Source organism: Nocardia sp. NPDC059240 (genome assembly GCF_042753865.1).
Classification (GTDB): Bacteria; Actinomycetota; Actinomycetes; order Mycobacteriales; family Mycobacteriaceae; genus Nocardia.
In genome coordinates, this window is sequence record NZ_JBHZAC010000009.1 from 309,916 (window position 1) to 327,532 (window position 17,617).

A 17,617-nucleotide genomic window follows, 5' to 3' on the forward strand; every position below is an offset into this window, starting at 1 on the left:
CGGACCGTCACTCTAGGCGCCGACCGAGGTTTCGAGGCGGGAGCCGGTGCGGCCGCGGATTACGTGGAGGCGGCTGGGGATGCGTTGGCGCATTTCGTCGACGTGGCTGACTACGCCGACTACGCGGCCGCCGCAGCGGAGTTCGTCGAGGACGCCCATGACGGCGTCGAGGGTGTCGGCGTCGAGGCTGCCGAAGCCCTCGTCGATGAAGAGGGTGTCCATGACGAGGCCGCCGGATTCGGCGGACACCACGTCGGCCAGGCCCAGCGCCAAAGCCAGGGAGGCCATGAAGGTTTCGCCGCCGGAGAGGGTTTTGGCGGGGCGGATGGCGCCGGTGTAGTCGTCGCGGATGTCCAGGCCCAGACCGCCTCGGCGGCCGCGCGGACCCGCGACGTCGGTGTGGACGAATTCGTAACGGCCACCGGACATTCGGCGCAGGCGCACTGAACCGGCCAGCGCCACCTCTTCGAGGCGGGCGGCCAGGACGTACGAGCGCAGCGACATGCGGCGGTTGTTCTCCCCTCGCCCGGCGACGACCTCGGCCAGGCGGGCGAGTTCTTCGTGGGCGCGCTGCAGCGGCGCGACACGGTCGACGGCCGTGCCCAACTGCGCGCACAGGCCCTCCAGGTCGTCCGCCCGGCGGGTGGCCTCGGCGTGTGCGGCGACAGCGCGGTTGAGTGCCGACTCCGCCTGCGCCACCGACTCTTCCAGCGCACCGAGGTCGCCGGGTTCGGCCTCGCCGATCGCGCGGATGTCCGGCTCGGCCAGGACGGCTTCGGCATGGGCGCGCGCTCGATCGGCGGCCACCAATTCCTCTTCGAGAGCCGCTTGCTGCGCGGAGGTCCGCGACGCCGCGTCGACCGCGCGAGCGTATTCGCCGAGCACCGTGTAATCCGGCCCGGACTCCCCCATCACCGGCGGCGCGGAATCCACCAGACCCGCTTCGTACGAAAGCTTTTCGACACGCACGGCGGCCCCCGCGACCTGCTCGCGGGCGGTGACGGCCTCGACCCGGGCCGCGCGCACCGCGCCCGCCTCCTCGACCAACGCGGCGAGCCGCGCTCGACGCTTCTCCACGGTGCCGTCGGCTCCGGCCGCCGCCAGCAGCCGCTCGGTGAGTTCGGCCAGCCGCCGATCAGTGGCGACAATCCGCTCCAGCGTTGCGCTACTGCGGCTTTCACACTCCCGAGCCTCGTCCTGCAACCGGACCTGATCCGCCCGCAGCGTGTTCAGCTCGGCGGTGAGACCGTCCACCAGCGCTGCCACCCGCTGCGCTTCGGTGTACCGCCGCGTCGAATCATCCAGCGCGGCAGCCAGTTCCGCCCGATCCACCGCGCCGCCGCGCTCGACCAGCACCTCGACGGCCCGCTCCAGCTCGGCCACCGACTGCCCGGCGTGTTCTCGCGCCGCCTCGGTCTTCCGCTCGGCGGTCAACGCGGCATCCTCATCGGCCTTGGACACGGCATGCTCGGCCGGTCGCGCCGGATCCGGATGCGCGAGCGACCCACACACGGTGCAGGGCTCCCCTTCGACCAGGCTCCCCGCCAGCTCCCCCGCCATTCCGGCCATGCGCTGCTCACGCAGTGCTTGCGTACGTCGCCATGCCTGCTCGTGCGCGGCCCGCGCCTTCTCGAACGCCGCCCCGGCGCGCGTCAGCTCGTCACGCTTACGGTCCAATTCGACCGCCGCGGTGGCCGACGTCCGCAACCGCTGACATTCCGCCTCGAGCCCGGGCAGCGCGGCCGCCGCATCGCCAGCCCCACGCAACCGAACCTCCACCTTGGCAACAGTTTCCGGCAGCTCCGCGAGCCGCGTGGACAGCTTGCCCGCCCGCGCCTCCAGCTCCGCCTGTTCGGTGCGCAGCCCCGCCAGCTCCCGCGTCAATCGAGTAGCCGAATCCGCATCGGCCCGAACCTCATCCAGCGCCCCGACCTGCGCACTCCAGCGTTGGACAGCCGACTCCAGACCCGCTCCGCGCTCGGACCGCGCGCGGTGGTCACCGTCCGAGGCGGATTCGACCTGATCGAGACCCGTATCGAGGGTTTCGATATCGGCGAGATCCGTGGCCAGGTTGGTGCCTGCGAGTTCGGACTCGGCCAGATCGGCTGCGGCCCAGGTGGTTCCGGGGAGTTCGGCGGTGGCGGGTTCGAGGAGGCGGTCGGCGAGTTGTTCGGCGGCGCGGGTCGCTTCGTCGGTGCGGCGGCGCAGGGTGACCGCGGCGGTGCGGGCCTCGGAGAGGGCAGTGGCGACGGGTTCGGCGCGGCGGGCGCGGTCGAGTTCGGTCTGGCGGGCGGCGCGGGCCTCTGCGGTGGCGGTGAAGTCGGCGAGCTGGGCTCGGGCGGCGGTACGGCGGCGGAGCAGCTCGTGACGGCGGCGCTCGGCCTCCGCGGCGGCGCGCACCCGGGTCGAATCCTGTTGGTGCCGTGTCAGTTCGGCGGCGGTGTCGGTGCGGTTGGTGCGCGCGGCGGCCAGCAGCGACTGCGACCAGCCGACGGAGTCGGCAGACCCGAGCGATCCAGCGGAACCGACCGCCCCGCCGGGACCGAGCGATCCAGCGGGACCGAGCGATCCGGTGGAGGAGAGTGATCCGGTGGAGCCGGTGGTGGCGAGCCCGGCGGCGACACCAACCTGGGCGACCAAGCGGTCGATACCGTGCTTGCGGGACTCGAGGTCGGCGGTGCTCGCCTTGCGCTTGTCGACCAGCCATTGTTCGGCGGTGCCGAAACGTTCGGTGTCGAAGAGCTTTTCGAGCAGCTTTTCGCGATCTTCGTTGTCGGCCCGCAGGAATCGGGCGAAGTCGCCCTGGGGCAGCAGCACGACCTGGAAGAATTGGTCGGCGCTCATGCCGAGCAGGCGCAGTACCTCGTCGCCGATATCGGGGATGCGTGACAGGTTTTGCCCGCGCCCGTCGAGCCACTCCAGGGTGGCGGCCGCGTTCTCGTTCACGAAGCCGGATTTGGCGCGCTTGCTGGGCCGCTGGAATTCGGGCGAGCGGATGAGACGCAGCCGACGGCCGCCGAGGGTGGCCTCCAGCAGCACTCGTGGCGGCGTCTGCTGGTCCGCATGATCGGAGTGCAGCCGCTTGCTCTCCGCCCGCGCCCCCGGCACCTTGCCGTAGAGCGCGAACGCGATGGCGTCGAGCACCGTGGTCTTTCCGGCCCCGGTCTGCCCGTGCAGCAGGAACAGCCCATCTGCCCCGAGCTCGTCGAAATCCACCACGGCCGTCTCGGCGAACGGCCCGAACGCCGTCAGCTCCAAGCGATGCAGCCGCACCCGACGCCCCCTCTCCTCAACGCCACAACCCATCCAACAACCCGGCCCACCCCAACACCGGCACGACACGCCGAAACACTCTGTGCCGCAACGCCAGAAACACCGGTGTCCGCGATGCCTCTAACGCTGTGTGCCGCCATGCCACCGCCCCGCACCGCATCACTCACGCGGTCATCCCCGAGGCCGACTCATCCGATTCGCCCGGCTCCAGCCCGAATTCGGCCACATCGAACAACCCGAGCGCCGCATCCGCCTCCGCCGCGTCCACCCCACGCACCGACCCATCGAACCCGGCCGCACTGACCACCCGCGCCGCCTCCGCGGCAGTGGAGACCTCAGCGGCGACAGAGACCTCGCCGGCAATCGAGCTTCCGCCGACCTTGGACACCGCCGCTCCCTTGGGCATCGCGGCCTCGGAAACCGCGAACAATGAACCCTCGCGTTCCGCGGACATCACGACCGCCGGTTCGGCGACCCTGTCGGAAACAACGACCTCGGCCGATCCACCAAGTGCGCCGACCTGTGCGAGTGCGGCCGCTGTGCCGACCTCGGCGGGCTGGGCCGACCGTTGCTGCGCGGAAATGCGTAGGGGGCCTTCCTTTTCGTGGGTGGCGGCGGAGAGGGCGCGTTCGAGCCAGGTCATTTCGCCGGGGGTGGGGGTGCCGCGGACGTCGGCGAGGAAGCTTTCGGCGATCTCGGTGTCGCGGCGGCCGTGGACGCGTTCGCGGTAGTGCAGTTCCGGATTTCCTTCCGGACGCTGCCATTCCACGTGGACGGCGTGCGGGAAGCGATCACGCAGGCGGCGCAGCGCGTCCACGGGGCGAGCTTCATCGGTGAGGGTGGCCGACACGTAGTGGGACTCGGCTTCGGCGTGCTCCGGCGATTCCAGCAGGGTTTCCAGGGGTCCGCTGAGTTGCGACAGCCTGCGCACGATCGGCAGATCGTGGCGCGTGACGGCGGACAGCCCCGCGGCGTCCAGATCGACGATCCACACCGCCTTGCGATGCGAGCGCTCCCCGAACGAATACGGCAGCGGCGAACCGGAGTAGCGCACCGACTCCGACAGCGTCTGCGGGGAGTGCAGGTGACCGAGCGCCACATAGTCGATGCCGTCGAACGCCGACTGCGGCACGGTCTCCACCCCGCCCACCGAAATGGACCGCTCCGACCCGGTGGCCTCACCGCCCACCACGAAGGCGTGCGCGAGCACCACCGACCGCGTCTCCGACCGCTGTGCCAGATCGGCGCGCACCCGGGCCATCGCCGCGTCCAGGATCTCCGCGTGCGAACGGGCCTGCGGCACCCCCAATTCCACCCGGGTGATCTCCGGCTCCAGATAGGGAATGCCGTAGAAGGCGATCTCGCCGAACTCGTCGGCCAGCAGCACCGGTCGCGCCACATCCGCGATCCGGCAGCGCAAATGCAATCCGCCGGCCGCCGCGAAACTCCCGAGCGCGCCGAGTCGAGTCGGCGAGTCGTGATTGCCGGAGGTGGCGACAATGGTCGCGCCCGCCGCCCGAATTGCCTCGAATCCCCGATTGCACACCGCAATCGCATCCGCACTCGGAATGGAACGGTCGTACACATCCCCGGGCAGCACGACCACATCCACTTGCTGCGCCGTCACCAATTCCGCAATGGCCCGCAGCGAACACTCCTGATCGATCAGCAGATCGACGCCATGAAAGGTGCGCCCGATATGCCAGTCGGAGGTGTGCAGGATCCGCATGCCGAAGAACGCTAGGCGATTGCGCCGACAATTACACATGGCCTCGATGGATCCCGGACAACTTCGCACCCCCGGACCGCGACCACACCACCAAAAGCGCCGCACCGGTGCCAGATTCACCACCTTGTCGGTGGGTTAGGGCACTATCTCGTGCCATGACCGCACCGATGCTGTTCGCGCTGCTTTTGGTGTTCGTTTCGGGGCTGGCCCTGGGCTGGCTCGGGCATGCCGCGCGCGCGGGACAGCGGGCGGCGGTGGCCGAGGCGCGGCTGGCCGCCATGCGGGACAACGAACGATTGTTGCGGCAGTCACTCGGCGCGGCCAGTGAGGACGCGGCCCGACGGCAGTCGCATGCCATCGGCACGCTGGTCGAGCCGCTGCGGGAGGCGGTCGGCAATCTGAACCGCCACATCCAGGAGGTCGAGCACAACCGCATCAACGCGTATTCCGGCCTGCGCGAACAGGTCGCGGGCATGCAGCGGACCTCACACCAGTTGTCCACGCAAACCGGTCAATTGGTGGCCGCCCTGCGCGCGCCGCAGGTGCGTGGCCGCTGGGGCGAGATCCAGCTGGAGCGGGTGGTCGAGTTGGCGGGCATGGCCAAGCACTGTGATTTCGACACCCAGGTGACCCGACGCGGCGACACCGTGGTGCGCCCGGACCTGGTGGTGCGGCTCTCGGCCGGTCGGCAGATCGTGGTGGACGCCAAGGTGCCCTGCGCCGCCTACCTGGACGCCGCCGCCACCGAGGAGCCGCGCGAACGCGACGGCCATTTGGCCCGCCACGCCCGGCATCTGCGCAATCACGTGGATCAGCTGGCCGCCAAGGAGTACTGGGCCGCCTTCGATCCGTCCCCGGAGTTCGTGGTGCTGTTCGTACCCGGTGATCCGTTCCTGGATGCGGCGCTGACCTCCGATTCGGGACTGCTCGAATACGCCTTCGGTCGCAATGTGGTCCTTGCGACTCCCACCACACTCATCGCCCTGCTGCGCACGGTCGCGCTGGGCTGGCGGCAGGAGGCGATCTCCGAGGACATGGCGGTGGTCCAGCAGTTGGGCCGGGAGCTCTACACCCGGCTCGGCACCACGGGCCGCCACCTGGACCGGCTGGGTTCGCAGCTCGGGAAGGCGGTCGACGCGTTCAACCACACGGTGGCCTCGGTGGAGTCCCGGGTGATGGTGACCGCCCGCAAGCTGCACGAGCTGGAGATCGCCGATGCCCCGGTCCCGGAGGTCCGCCGCGTCGAATCCTGGCCGCGTGCGGTCGGCTTCGACGGAGTCGAACATCACTTCCGTGGGATGGAAGGCGGTGATGCCTGAGCAACCGCTTGGTCTTAGCGTTCCGACGCCATAGCTATCGCCGGGTTCATGCGATTCCGCATACCCGCGTGATGTCGCCTGCCTCGCGAAACACGGATATGCCTTAGTGTGCTTGACGTGGCAGTTACCCAACGCGAGCGAACCGAGGTGCCCCCGTCGCACCGTTCGATCCTGCCGTCGGTTCCCGGCGTCCCGGCGGGAGTTGCCGTCCTCATCGCCGTGACGTGCACGTTCATCGGGTTTCTGATCGACGCCAACGGCGGTGACGACCTCACGCACACCTTCGCGGCCTTCTATGTGATCGGCTGCGTGCTGGCGACCCTCGTGGTCCGCTACCGGGGACTGTTCACCACCCTCGTCTTACCGCCGCTGTTGCTCTTCCTCGCGGTGCCGGTGTTCTACCAACTCCTAATGGGGTCCGCCAGTCTCAAGGTGCGGGAGATCCTGCTGAATCTGGCCATCCCGCTGGTGAACCGCTTCCCCACCATGGCCCTGGCCACCGTGCTGGTGCTGATCATCGGTGCGATCCGCATCGCCCTGCACCGCCGCGAGAGCAAGGCCGATTCGAGCGCCGAGCCGCGCAAGGCCCGTGCCCGGGCCGGCCGCGCGGGTGGGGCCCGCGCCCAGCGGACCCGCTCCGCCGATCCCAAGGATCCGGCCAGACGCCGTTCCCGTGCCGCCGCGGACACCGACCCCGAAGCCGATGCCCCGGAGACCGACGCCACTCGCTCGTCGCGCCGCGGTGCGACCGGCCGGGTCGCCGCCGGGCCGCCCCGCGTAGGCGCGAACCGGCAGCCCGCCGAGAGTGGTCGCCGCCGCCGCGCGCAGAGCCCCGAGCAGGCCGCCCCGGCCGCCACCGAGGGCCGTCGCCGCGCCCAGTACGGCGAGACGCCCCGCACGGGCGAACGCCGCGCGGTCCCGACCGACGCACCGCGCACGGGCGAACGCCGTGCCGTGCCGCCCGAGGCACCGCCCACCGGCGAGCGTCGCGCCGTCCCCACCGACCGCACCCGCACCGGCGAGCGTCGGGCCGCCCCGGCCGAGGGCGGTCGCCGTGCCGCCCAACCGGCCCCCGCACCCGCACCGGATCAGGCTCCGGCCGAGGGCGGTCGCCGCCGCCGCGCGCAGACCCCCGAACAGGCGGCCGGACGCGGTACCGAACGCCACGCCGCGGCCCCCGAACGCAATCCGGCTCCGGGTGAGGGTGGTCGCCGCCGTCGCGCCCAGCCGGGTGAGCTGCCGCCGCACCCGCGCCCGAATGTGCGCTATCGCGAACGCGATTCCGGCCGCATCGAACGCTGAGCCCTTTTCGGGCTCGGCGACATACGAGCGACACACACCGTAGATTTCCGGCAATCGGGATATCCGGTACGAAATAACCTCATCCGAATAGCAATTCGCGCCCCCCACAACGAATGTGGAGGGCGCGAATACGTTTCGGCACTTATGCGCGAGCGGTGCGCAGTTCCCGCGGCAGGGAGAAGACCAGGGTCTCATTGGCGGTGGTGACCGGCACCACCGAACCGAAACCGTGCTCCGCCAACAGTTCCAGCACGCCTTCCACCAGAATCTCCGGCACCGACGCGCCGGAAGTGACGCCGACGGTGCGCACACCCTCGAGCCAGGCGGCGTCGACCTCACGCGCGTAATCGACCAGATACGCCGCCCGCGCCCCGGCGGTCAGCGCGACCTCGACCAGCCGCACCGAGTTCGACGAATTCCGGGAGCCGACCACGATCACCAGATCGCATTCGGGCGCCATGGCTTTCACCGCGGTCTGCCGGTTGGAGGTCGCGTAGCAGATATCGTCGCTCGGCGGATCCTGCAGCTTGGGGAAACGCAGCCGCAGCCGGTTGACCGTCTCCATGGTCTCGTCCACCGACAGCGTGGTCTGCGAGAGCCAGATCACCTTGTTCTCGTCGCGCACGGTGACCTGATCCACGGCATCGGGACCGTCCACCAGCTGCACGTGGTCGGGTGCCTCGCCCGCGGTGCCCTCCACCTCCTCGTGGCCCTCGTGGCCGATGAGCAGGATGTCGAAGTCGTCGCGCGCGAACCGCTTCGCCTCCTGGTGCACCTTGGTCACCAGTGGGCAGGTGGCGTCGATGGTGTGCAGGTTCCGCTCCGCCGCGGATTCGTGCACGGCCGGGGAGACGCCGTGCGCCGAGAACACCACGAGCGCGCCGTTGGGCACCTCGTCGGTCTCGTCGACGAAGATCACGCCGCGCTCGCGCAACGTCTCCACGACGTGGCGGTTGTGCACGATCTCCTTGCGGACATAGATGGGGGCGCCGTGCTTTTCGAGCGCCTTCTCCACTGTTTCGACCGCCCGGTCCACACCGGCGCAGTAGCCGCGCGGTTCCGCGAGCAGTACTCGCTTGGGCGCGTCGACATCACCCGCCGCCGACCGGACGATTCCGACGTTCAAAGGGATTGCCGAGGACATGCCCCACAGAATACGTGTGCGGCCCGAGGCCCATTCGCGCGGAGGCTAGGGTCACAATCACCTTTTGTGCTTTCTCACCTTTGCATCACACGGCGTTTCGGGCAGGCTAGGGGCATGTTCCGACCTCCGTTCCTGGCCCGGGTCGCCGCCGGGGCTGCCGTCTATGCCCTCGAGGAAACTCGTCGGCTACCGACCAACGCAATCAATTTCCCGATCACCGCGATCAGCCAGATGCTGCAGACGACCATGCACCTCCAGCAGTTCGTGACCAGCCTCGCTCTCAAGGGCGACGCCGTCTTCGACCGTTTGATCAACCAGCCGGAAGAACAGCCGGCGTGGGCCACCTTCGATGAGGACGAGGCCGACGAGCAAACGCCGAGCTTCGCTCCCGAATCGGTACGACAGAGCCGTTTCGACCTCTTTACGGAGCCGGAACCGGCCACCGAAGCGGCCGCCGCGCCCGTCGCCGAGCCGGAACCGGCCGTCGCCGAGCCGATTGCGGCTGTGGCCGAACCCGTTGCCGCCGAACCCGAGCCGGTAGCCGCCGAACCGGAACCGGTTGTCACCGAGTCGGCCGCGCAGGAGGCTGCCGAACCGGAGGCCACCGAAACCCCGGCCCCCGCAAAGGCTTCCACCAACGGCCACAACGGCCACGTGGTGACCGAGCCGGAAGTTGCGGCCCGCTTCGGCTACGCCAACCTGTCCATCGCCCAGTTGCGCGCGCGTCTGCGCCAGCTGTCGGTCGACGACCTGGCCACCCTCCTCGCCTACGAGCAGGAGACCACCGACCGCGCCCCCTTCGTCACCATGCTGACGAACCGGATCGCAACCGTTCAGGCCAAGTAAGAAAGTCTTTTCGACCAACGCCGGTCGATCGGGTGCACGCACCCGATCGGTCGGCGTATCTCTTTCATGGACTTTCGTGTGCGTGGGCACCACACGAAAGTCCGTGTCGGGGCGTTGTGTGAGCGCAGTCGGTGGGCACTGACAGAATCAGTTCGGTGACCACCGATACGCCCGCGAAGCCGCCGAGCTCCTCCGCCGAGAACCCGATGCCGGTGCGGACCATCGCGGTGAAGGTGGCGCAGTGGATCGATCGGCTCGGTGCGGTGTGGGTGGAGGGTCAGATCACCCAGATGAATGTGCGCCCGGGTACGCGTACCGCGTTTCTGGTGCTGCGGGATACGGCCGCGGACATGTCGCTGTCGGTGACGTGCGATCCGGAGTTGCTGCGCAGTGCGGCGGTGCCGTTGCAGGAGGGCAGCCGGGTCGTCGTCTACGGGAAGCTGTCGTTCTTCACCGGCCGCGGCACGGTGTCGTTGCGGGTGACCGAGATTCGGCCGGTCGGCATCGGTGAGCTGCTGGCCCGCATCGAGCGGTTGAAGGCGCTGCTGTCCGCGGAGGGCCTGTTCGATCCGCGGCTCAAGCGTCCGATCCCGTTCCTGCCCAATCGGATCGGCCTGATCACCGGTCGCGCCAGTGCCGCCGAGCACGACGTGGTGACGGTCGCCACCCAGCGCTGGCCCGCGGTGCGTTTCGAGATCCGCAATACCGCCGTGCAGGGCGCGACCGCGGTGCCGCAGATCCTGGAGGCCATCGCCGCCCTGGACGCGAATCCGGAGGTGGATGTGATCGTGCTGGCGCGCGGCGGCGGCAGCGTCGAGGACCTGCTGCCGTTCTCCGATGAAACCCTGTGCCGCGCGATCGTTTCCGCCACCACCCCGATCGTCAGCGCCATCGGCCACGAACCCGACAATCCGATCTCGGACTACGTCGCCGACCTGCGCGCCGCCACCCCCACCGATGCCGCCAAGCGCATCGTCCCGGACGCGGCCGCCGAAACCGCGCTGCTGCAGGAGTTTCGATCCCGGGCCGCGGCCGCGCTGCGCGGCTGGGTGGATCGTGAATCCCGGGCCCTGACCCAATTGCGTTCGCGCCCCGTGCTGGCCGATCCGCTGCGCCTGCTGGATCAGCGTCACGACGAGGTCGAACGCCTGCGCACCAGCGCGCAGCGTGCCGTCGATCATCGGCTCACCGGTGAATCCACCACCACCCGGCACCTGCGCGAAAAGCTTTCCGCGGTGGGCCCGGCCGCCACCCTGGCCCGCGGTTACGCGGTGGTGCAGCGCGTCAACGGCAAGGACCGCGAGGTGGTTCGCGCCATCGAGGATTCCCCGCCCGGCACCCAGCTCCGTATCCGGGTCGCCGACGGTGCGATCTCCGCCGCCGCCCTCGGCGCCCAATCCCTGACCCCCCGAAAGGATTCCTGATGACCGACGACCGCGCCGAGATCGCCACCTTCGGCTATGAACGTGCCCGTGACGAACTCGTCAATGTGGTGAAGATGCTGGAGCAGGGCGGCATGGATCTGGATGATTCGCTCGCGCTCTGGGAGCGCGGCGAGGCCCTGGCCACCCGCTGCGAACAGCATCTGGCCGGTGCGCGCAAACGCGTCGAGGACGCGCTGGCGCACCGTACTTCGGCCGAGTGATCAGCCGCGCGGCAGCGGCTGCGCCCGGACCACCGCGGTGGCGAGGGTGTCGAAGGCGTCGCCGTTGCCCGCGCCCTTGATCAGGACTCGGACGTCACCGAAGTCGGCGATCCAGGCGGACTCGGAGCCCTGTTCGGCGTAGACGCTCCACATGTGGTCGCCGTGCTGCTGGGTGCCGGTGGCCTTCGGGGTGGGTGCGTACTTCTTGGCCATGGCATCGGCGGTCGCGTTGGACTGGCTCAACTGCATGTAGGTGCCCTGCGGCGTGATGTAGCCCACCGTGCTGACGTCGCCGCCACCGGTTCCGGTGATGGTGAAGTGGCTGCCGGAGTTGGGGGTCCACTTGTCGTCCCCGTCATTGGGCAGTGCCGGCAGCCGGATCGGGAAGGGCATGAGCCGCGCGTCGTCGGTGAGTGCCGCCTTCGCGTCGAAGTTCGGGATCTGGCCCTGTTTGGGGCCGCCCGTGGAGAACGAGCACTGGCTGGCGATGCCCGCGATGACCAAGCAGATCAGCACCAGCGGAGCGAGCGACCAGATGAGGTCCTTGTAGTCGTTCTGACTGCGCGGCTTTTGGTACGACACGCACCCAGTATCCATGGGGCACAGCTGCGACCGAGCTCACGGTGGCGGGAAACGTAAGTACGTGCCGAGCACCGGAAACCGCAATGCGACAATTTACCCAGATTTAGACGAAACAAGGAGGCTCTCGTCATGACCGCATCCAGCCGCCGTGAGGCACCGGACCGCAACCTAGCGATGGAATTGGTCCGTGTCACCGAGGCCGGGGCCATGGCCGCGGGCCGTTGGGTCGGCCGGGGTGACAAGGAGGGCGGCGACGGCGCGGCCGTCGATGCGATGCGGCAGTTGGTGGCGACCGTCTCCATGCGCGGCATCGTGGTGATCGGTGAGGGCGAGAAGGACGAAGCGCCCATGCTGTACAACGGCGAGCTGGTCGGCGACGGCACCGGCGCGGAACTGGATTTCGCGGTCGACCCGATCGACGGCACCACCCTGATGGCCAAGGGCTCCCCCGGCGCGATCTCGGTCCTCGCGGTCGCCGAGCGCGGCGCGATGTTCGATCCCTCGGCCGTGTTCTACATGGAGAAGATCGCCGTCGGCCCCGACGCCGCCGATGTGATCGACCTATCGGCCCCGATCGCGGAGAACCTACGCCGGGTCGCGAAGGCCAAGAACTCCTCGGTCTCCGACCTCACCGTCTGCATCCTGGACCGCCCCCGCCACGCCGACTACATGAAGCAGGTCCGCGACGCGGGCGCCCGCATCCGTCTCATCTCCGACGGTGACGTGGCCGGCGCGATCGCCTGTGCCCGTCCCGAATCCGGCGTCGACATGCTGATCGGCATCGGCGGCACCCCCGAGGGCATTATCGCCGCGGCCGCCATGCGCTGCCTGGGTGGCGCGCTGCAGGGCAAGCTGGCCCCGAAGGACGACGCCGAGAAGCAGAAGGCCATCGACGCCGGCCACGATCTCGACCGCATCCTCGGCACCAACGATCTGGTCTCCGGTGACGACGTCTTCTTCAGCGCGACCGGTGTCACCGACGGCGATCTGCTCAAGGGCGTGCGCTACTACGGTGGCGGCGCGTACACCCAGTCCATCGTGATGCGCGCCAAGTCCGGCACGGTCCGACTGGTCGACGCCTACCACCGCCTGACCAAGCTGCGCGAGTACGCGTCGGTGGACTTCGTCGGCGACGAGCACGCCACCCCGCCGCTGCCCTGATCCCAGCGCATCGAAACAGCTTGCCGCCCCGGTGGATCCATCCACCGGGGCGGTTGCTTTCGCGTTGCGGCGGGCCGCGCTATTCCCGGCGCGTGGTGTGCTGATTCCCTCAGGCGTGGCACCCCCACGGCGTCGTGCGCGGGCCTATGGTCGGACTCATGACCGAGACCCAGTACCGGATCGAACACGACACGATGGGCGAGGTGCGCGTCCCCGTCGATGCCCTCTGGCGAGCGCAGACGCAACGCGCGGTGGAGAACTTCCCGATCAGCGGACGTGGCTTGGAGCGCGCGCAGATTCGCGCGCTCGGCCTGCTGAAGGCGGCGGCGGCCGCGGTGAACCGGGATCTGGGGCTGCTGGACAAGGCGAAGGCGGATGCCATCATCGCCGCCGCGACCGAGATCGCCGACGGTAAGCATGACGACCAGTTCCCCATCGATGTCTTCCAGACCGGTTCCGGCACCAGCTCGAACATGAACGCCAACGAGGTGATCGCGAGCATCGCGGCCCGCGACGGCGTCACCGTGCACCCCAACGACGATGTGAACATGTCGCAGTCGTCCAACGACACCTTCCCCACCGCAACGCATCTCGCGGCCGCGGAGGCGGTGATCCGGGAGTTGATCCCGGCGCTGGATCATCTGCGGCTGGCGCTGCTGGACAAGTCGCAGGAGTGGAAGTACACGGTCAAGTCCGGTCGCACCCATCTGATGGACGCGGTCCCGGTGACGCTGGGCCAGGAGTTCGGCGGCTACACCCGGCAGGTGAGCGCGGGCATCGAACGGCTGCTGGCGACGCTGCCGCGGGTGGGCGAGCTGGCGATCGGCGGGACCGCGGTCGGCACGGGCCTGAACGCGCCCGCCGGTTTCGGCGCGAAAGTCGTTGCGGAGCTGGTGAAGTCGACCGGCGTGGATCATCTGTCCGAGGCCCGCGATCATTTCGAGGCGCAGGCTGCCCGCGACGGACTGGTGGAGCTGTCGGGTGCGTTGCGGACGGTGGCCATCAGTCTTACCAAGATCGCCAACGATATTCGGTGGATGGGGTCGGGTCCGCTGACCGGTCTGGGCGAATTGCAGTTGCCGGATCTGCAGCCGGGTTCCTCCATTATGCCGGGCAAGGTGAATCCCGTTCTCCCGGAGGCGGTTACCCAGGTGGCCGCGCAGGTCATCGGAAATGACGCTGCCATTGCCTGGGGCGGCGGTAACGGCGCTTTCGAATTGAATGTCTATATCCCCGTGATGGCCCGGAATGTCCTGGAGTCGATTCGACTGCTGGCCAATGTTTCCCGATTGTTCGCTGATAAGTGCGTATCGGGGCTGATCGCTAATGTCGAGCACCTGCGTCAGCTGGCCGAATCCTCGCCTTCGATCGTGACTCCGCTGAATTCGGTAATCGGTTACGAGGAGGCCGCCGCGGTGGCCAAGCAGGCGCTGAAGGAGAAGAAAACAATCCGCCAGACGGTCATCGATCGGGGCCTGATCAGCGACAAGCTCCCTGTCGAGGAACTCGACCGCCGTCTCGACGTCCTGTCGATGGCGAAAGTCGACGACCCGGAGTAGTAATTCGAGAACCGAGCCCGGTCAGCAACCTATTTTCTTTTTCTGAAACAAACTGTGAAACGGATCACTCATAGCCTGCGATTAGCTGAGTGTCCGCAAACGCGGATGTTCCATGAAAGGAAAGAACCATGTTGCTAGCACTCGCGGGCTTCCTCGCCGCCCTGGGTCTCGCCGGCGCAGCCGGGACAATCTTTACGATCCTCGGAATTCTCTGAGCTCCATACACATGGATATGGCGGCCCTGGCCGCCATATCCATGTGGGATGTGTGATCCACCCGGCCGCACGAATTCACCGCGCCTCACGCGAAGACGCGCCCACCTGCCCCGGGTAATCGATGAGCTCGATGTCGTTCTTGGCGTTCTCACCGAACTTCACCATCATCTTGAAGCCGCGGGAGCGCACGAACCAGTTGCGGAAGCGCAGTCCACGCGCGGTCCGCGGCGCGATGAACCGGCCCGGGGCCGCCTCCTCGGCCTTGCGCAGCAGGCGCTTCATGATCTCCTCGTAGCGCGCGAACGCTACGGTGTAGTCCCCGTCGGCCGCCGCCAATTCCCCGGCCAGCACGTAGGCCCCGACGATCGCCGAGCCGGTGCCGAAGCCGTTCAGGGTGTGCCCGTGCGCGGCATCGCCGACCAGGGCCACCCGGCCGTTGCTGAAGTTCTTCATCTTCACCTTGGCGATGGCGTCGAGGTAGAAGTCGTCCAGGTGCGGCAGCTCGGCGAGCATTTGCGGCACCTCCCAGCCCATTCCGGCGAAGCGGTCGGCGACGATGCCGCGCTGCTGATCGAAATCGTCGCGCGAGTAGTCGAGTTCGGGCGAGGCGAACAGGTACATCTGCTGGGCCTTGTTGCCGCCGTTCATGGCGAAGCGGCCCGGGGTGTTGCAGCCGAGGGACCGGGCCCGGCCGCGGTCGCCCTCCGGCATGTCCTTCCAGACCGACGCGCCGGCGATGGCGTAGTAGTAGCCGTCGTGGGTGACGAAGTCGGCTTCGGGCCCGAAGGCGAGCTTGCGCACCCGGGAGTGGATGCCGTCGCAGCCGAAGACCAGATCGAAGACACGCGCGGGTGCGTTCTGGAATTCGACGACCACGCCGTCGCCGGTCTCGCGCAGTCCGGTGATGGTGTCGCCGAAGAGGTATTCGCACTCCGGGGCGGTCCGGCTGTAGAGGATCTCGGCCAGGTCGCCGCGCAGGATCTCGATGTCACCGCCGAGGAATTCGCCGGCCATGACGGCCTGTTCGGTGCCGTCCTCGTCGACCAGCACCCAGTCGGTCTTGCCGGTCTGGCGGCGCTTGATGTCGTCGAGCACGCCCATCCGCTCGAGCACGGTCATGTGGGTCTCACCGGTGAAGTCGACGGCCTGGCCGCCGCTGCGCAGGGCGGGGGCCTTCTCGACCACGGTCACCTGGAAGCCGTAGCGGTTGAGCCAGTAGGCGAGGGCGGGACCGGCGACGCTGGCTCCGGAGATGAGGACGGTGGTGGTGCGCATATCGGTGACTCCTTCGGTAACTGCGTCCGGCGGACGCTGTTGATGTTTAAGAGCGTATGGTGGACGCAGTTTCTTGTCAACCCCGAAATCCGGAAAGATGGCGACCATGCCGGCACCGACCACCCTCGAACTGCTCTGGGGCACCCCCGACCGCCCCCGACGTGGCCCGAAACCATCCCTGACGCTGGAGCGCATCGTCGCCGACGCCATCGAGATCGCCGACTCGGAAGGACTGGCCAACCTGTCGATGGCGCGCCTGGCCGAACGGGTCGGCTGCGCCAAGATGGCGCTCTACCGCTACGTCCCCGGCCGCACCGAGCTCACCGCGCTCATGATCGACACCGCCCTGGGCGGACCACCGGAAATCACCGCCGCGCAGGCGAATTCGCCGCAGCCGTGGCGCGCCTACCTGCGGCCGTGGGCGGAGACCTTCTACGAACGGGTGATCGTGCACCCGTGGTCAGGGGAGCTGACCGCCGGCATCCGCCCCATGGGCCCCAATGAATTGGCCTGGTTGGACACGGCTTTGAGCGTGCTGGCCGACACCGGACTGAACTTCGACGAGCAGTTCGACTCGGTGGCGCTGTTGCTGGGCCACGCCCGCCAGGTCGCCCAGCAGGTCGCGGCCACCGCGAGCGACGACCCGGCCGAGGAGCAGCTGGCTCGCGAACTCGGCACGGTGCTGTCGGCGCAGGCCGAACGCTTCCCGTATGCCATCGCGGCCCTCGCTGCGGCAGTGGGCGCCAAGCCCGATCCCGAAGCGGGCAATGCCCTCACCTTCGGCATCGACCGCATCCTCGACGGTCTGGGCGCGCTGATAGAAACGCGACGCGAGGGCTGATCGAGACGCGACACGAGTTCACCTGAGACCCCTGTGCCGGGGGCCGCTTTCGGCTTACGCTCGGCTCATGTCAGAGCTACCCGAGTTGAAGCAGGATCCGGTCACCACGGTGCGCGAGTTCTTCGCGGCGATGGAGATGAAGATCGTGGGCGAGGCCCTGGAGCTGGTCGACCCGAACATCGTCTGGAAGAACACCTCGCTTCCCGACATCAAGGGCGTGGATCGGGTGCGCTGGGTGCTCAACGCCCTCAACAGCCCCCGCTACGGCTTCCGCGCCGACATGCACCACATCGCGGCCACCGAGGACGGCACCGTCCTCACCGAACGCACCGACTACCTGCGCGTCGGCCCCCTCGAGATCTCCTTCTGGGTCTGCGGCACCTTCGCCTTCCGCGACGGCCGAATCGTGCTGTGGCACGACCACTTCAGCTGGGAGAACTTCCTACGCGGCACCATCGTCGGCCTCGTCCGCTCGGTCCTCCCACAGCGATAGCCGAATGTCGGCAGGACAACTGATTTCGCGCCGATCGGGGTAACTCCCCGGGTACGTCCAAGATTGTTTCGGCACGCGACCGCCGGCCCGCATGCAGAACGCCGACGGCTCCCAGTCCGGCGCTGAAGTCGCGGGAAGGCGGGACAGCGCGACGCCCGCCGGCAGATTCGCGGCGGGCGTCGGCATCGAACCACGCAAGAGGGGCCCGATCGGGGCTCAGTAGCGCGGGATTT

Annotated in this window: 13 protein-coding genes and 1 pseudogene; 9 read left to right on the forward strand and 5 right to left on the reverse strand. The window is 68.6% G+C overall.

The genetic code is table 11. From position 1 onward, the window contains the following. Positions 1-12 precede the first annotated feature (12 nt). Both ACFXHA_RS31310 and ACFXHA_RS31315 read right to left on the reverse strand, forming a co-directional pair. Positions 13-3,273, reverse strand: coding sequence for an AAA family ATPase (locus ACFXHA_RS31310; RefSeq protein ID WP_379362566.1), 3,261 nt, complete (start codon positions 3,271-3,273; stop codon positions 13-15). Between the two features lie 595 nt (positions 3,274-3,868). Then, positions 3,869-5,002: pseudogene (locus tag ACFXHA_RS31315) on the reverse strand (exonuclease SbcCD subunit D); the annotation flags it as partial. A 155-nt stretch (positions 5,003-5,157) separates the two neighbouring features. Here ACFXHA_RS31315 and ACFXHA_RS31320 point away from each other — a divergent pair. Together ACFXHA_RS31320 and ACFXHA_RS31325 are read left to right on the forward strand one after the other, a co-directional pair. Further along, positions 5,158-6,321 carry a DNA recombination protein RmuC gene (locus tag ACFXHA_RS31320; RefSeq protein WP_379362567.1) on the forward strand — a complete coding sequence of 388 codons (1,164 nt, stop codon included), beginning with the start codon at positions 5,158-5,160 and terminating at the stop codon, positions 6,319-6,321. Positions 6,322-6,438: 117 nt separating this feature from the next. Then, on the forward strand, positions 6,439-7,623 hold the full coding sequence (locus ACFXHA_RS31325) for a DUF6542 domain-containing protein (RefSeq protein WP_379362568.1): 1,185 nt from the start codon (positions 6,439-6,441) through the stop codon (positions 7,621-7,623). Positions 7,624-7,765: 142 nt separating this feature from the next. Here the strand turns inward: ACFXHA_RS31325 and ACFXHA_RS31330 are convergent, their stop codons facing one another. After that, positions 7,766-8,767, reverse strand: a complete 1,002-nt coding sequence (locus ACFXHA_RS31330; RefSeq protein WP_379362569.1) for a 4-hydroxy-3-methylbut-2-enyl diphosphate reductase — start codon at positions 8,765-8,767, stop codon at positions 7,766-7,768. A 114-nt stretch (positions 8,768-8,881) separates the two neighbouring features. On the opposite strand from ACFXHA_RS31330, the gene ACFXHA_RS31335 reads away from it, so the two are divergent. The 3 genes from ACFXHA_RS31335 to ACFXHA_RS31345 all read left to right on the forward strand — a co-directional run bounded on the left by ACFXHA_RS31335 (position 8,882) and on the right by ACFXHA_RS31345 (position 11,258). After that, on the forward strand, positions 8,882-9,613 hold the full coding sequence (locus tag ACFXHA_RS31335; protein ID WP_379362570.1) for a lipid droplet-associated protein: 732 nt from the start codon (positions 8,882-8,884) through the stop codon (positions 9,611-9,613). A 206-nt stretch (positions 9,614-9,819) separates the two neighbouring features. Next, positions 9,820-11,037, forward strand: a complete 1,218-nt coding sequence (gene xseA, locus ACFXHA_RS31340; protein ID WP_379362707.1) for an exodeoxyribonuclease VII large subunit — start codon at positions 9,820-9,822, stop codon at positions 11,035-11,037. After that, a complete protein-coding gene (locus ACFXHA_RS31345; protein WP_379362571.1) occupies positions 11,037-11,258 on the forward strand; it encodes an exodeoxyribonuclease VII small subunit in 222 nt (73 codons plus the stop codon). Before xseA ends, ACFXHA_RS31345 begins: the two co-directional genes overlap by 1 nt. Here the strand turns inward: ACFXHA_RS31345 and ACFXHA_RS31350 are convergent, their stop codons facing one another. Continuing rightward, positions 11,259-11,840, reverse strand: coding sequence for a DUF4245 domain-containing protein (locus ACFXHA_RS31350; RefSeq protein WP_379362572.1), 582 nt, complete (start codon positions 11,838-11,840; stop codon positions 11,259-11,261). It abuts the gene before it with no gap. Positions 11,841-11,969: 129 nt separating this feature from the next. Between ACFXHA_RS31350 and glpX the strand changes: the two genes are divergently transcribed. Continuing rightward, positions 11,970-13,001, forward strand: coding sequence for a class II fructose-bisphosphatase (gene glpX / locus ACFXHA_RS31355; protein WP_379362573.1), 1,032 nt, complete (start codon positions 11,970-11,972; stop codon positions 12,999-13,001). Positions 13,002-13,159: 158 nt separating this feature from the next. Next, entirely contained in the window at positions 13,160-14,560 is a 1,401-nt protein-coding gene (locus tag ACFXHA_RS31360) for a class II fumarate hydratase (RefSeq protein ID WP_379362574.1), read from the forward strand. A 290-nt stretch (positions 14,561-14,850) separates the two neighbouring features. Here ACFXHA_RS31360 and ACFXHA_RS31365 read toward each other — a convergent pair whose 3' ends face one another. Further along, entirely contained in the window at positions 14,851-16,050 is a 1,200-nt protein-coding gene (locus ACFXHA_RS31365) for an FAD-dependent monooxygenase (RefSeq protein WP_379362575.1), read from the reverse strand. Positions 16,051-16,156: 106 nt separating this feature from the next. On the opposite strand from ACFXHA_RS31365, the gene ACFXHA_RS31370 reads away from it, so the two are divergent. Beyond that, positions 16,157-16,891: a TetR/AcrR family transcriptional regulator gene (locus ACFXHA_RS31370; RefSeq protein ID WP_379362576.1), complete on the forward strand. Its 735-nt coding sequence runs from the start codon at positions 16,157-16,159 to the stop codon at positions 16,889-16,891. Positions 16,892-16,958: 67 nt separating this feature from the next. Then, positions 16,959-17,384 carry a limonene-1,2-epoxide hydrolase family protein gene (locus ACFXHA_RS31375; RefSeq protein WP_379362577.1) on the forward strand — a complete coding sequence of 142 codons (426 nt, stop codon included), beginning with the start codon at positions 16,959-16,961 and terminating at the stop codon, positions 17,382-17,384. Positions 17,385-17,617 lie beyond the last annotated feature (233 nt).

Excerpts from the sequence above, each read along its gene's own strand:
- ACFXHA_RS31345 (WP_379362571.1), top strand. The coding sequence starts at position 11,037 with ATGACCGACGACCGCGCCGAGATCGCCACCTTCGGCTATGAACGTGCC.
- ACFXHA_RS31365 (WP_379362575.1), bottom strand. The coding sequence starts at position 16,050 with ATGCGCACCACCACCGTCCTCATCTCCGGAGCCAGCGTCGCCGGTCCC.
- ACFXHA_RS31320 (WP_379362567.1), top strand. The coding sequence starts at position 5,158 with ATGACCGCACCGATGCTGTTCGCGCTGCTTTTGGTGTTCGTTTCGGGG.
- ACFXHA_RS31370 (WP_379362576.1), top strand. The coding sequence starts at position 16,157 with ATGCCGGCACCGACCACCCTCGAACTGCTCTGGGGCACCCCCGACCGC.
- ACFXHA_RS31335 (WP_379362570.1), top strand. The coding sequence starts at position 8,882 with ATGTTCCGACCTCCGTTCCTGGCCCGGGTCGCCGCCGGGGCTGCCGTC.
- glpX (WP_379362573.1), top strand. The coding sequence starts at position 11,970 with ATGACCGCATCCAGCCGCCGTGAGGCACCGGACCGCAACCTAGCGATG.
- ACFXHA_RS31330 (WP_379362569.1), bottom strand. The coding sequence starts at position 8,767 with ATGTCCTCGGCAATCCCTTTGAACGTCGGAATCGTCCGGTCGGCGGCG.
- ACFXHA_RS31360 (WP_379362574.1), top strand. The coding sequence starts at position 13,160 with ATGACCGAGACCCAGTACCGGATCGAACACGACACGATGGGCGAGGTG.
- xseA (WP_379362707.1), top strand. The coding sequence starts at position 9,820 with ATGCCGGTGCGGACCATCGCGGTGAAGGTGGCGCAGTGGATCGATCGG.
- ACFXHA_RS31375 (WP_379362577.1), top strand. The coding sequence starts at position 16,959 with ATGTCAGAGCTACCCGAGTTGAAGCAGGATCCGGTCACCACGGTGCGC.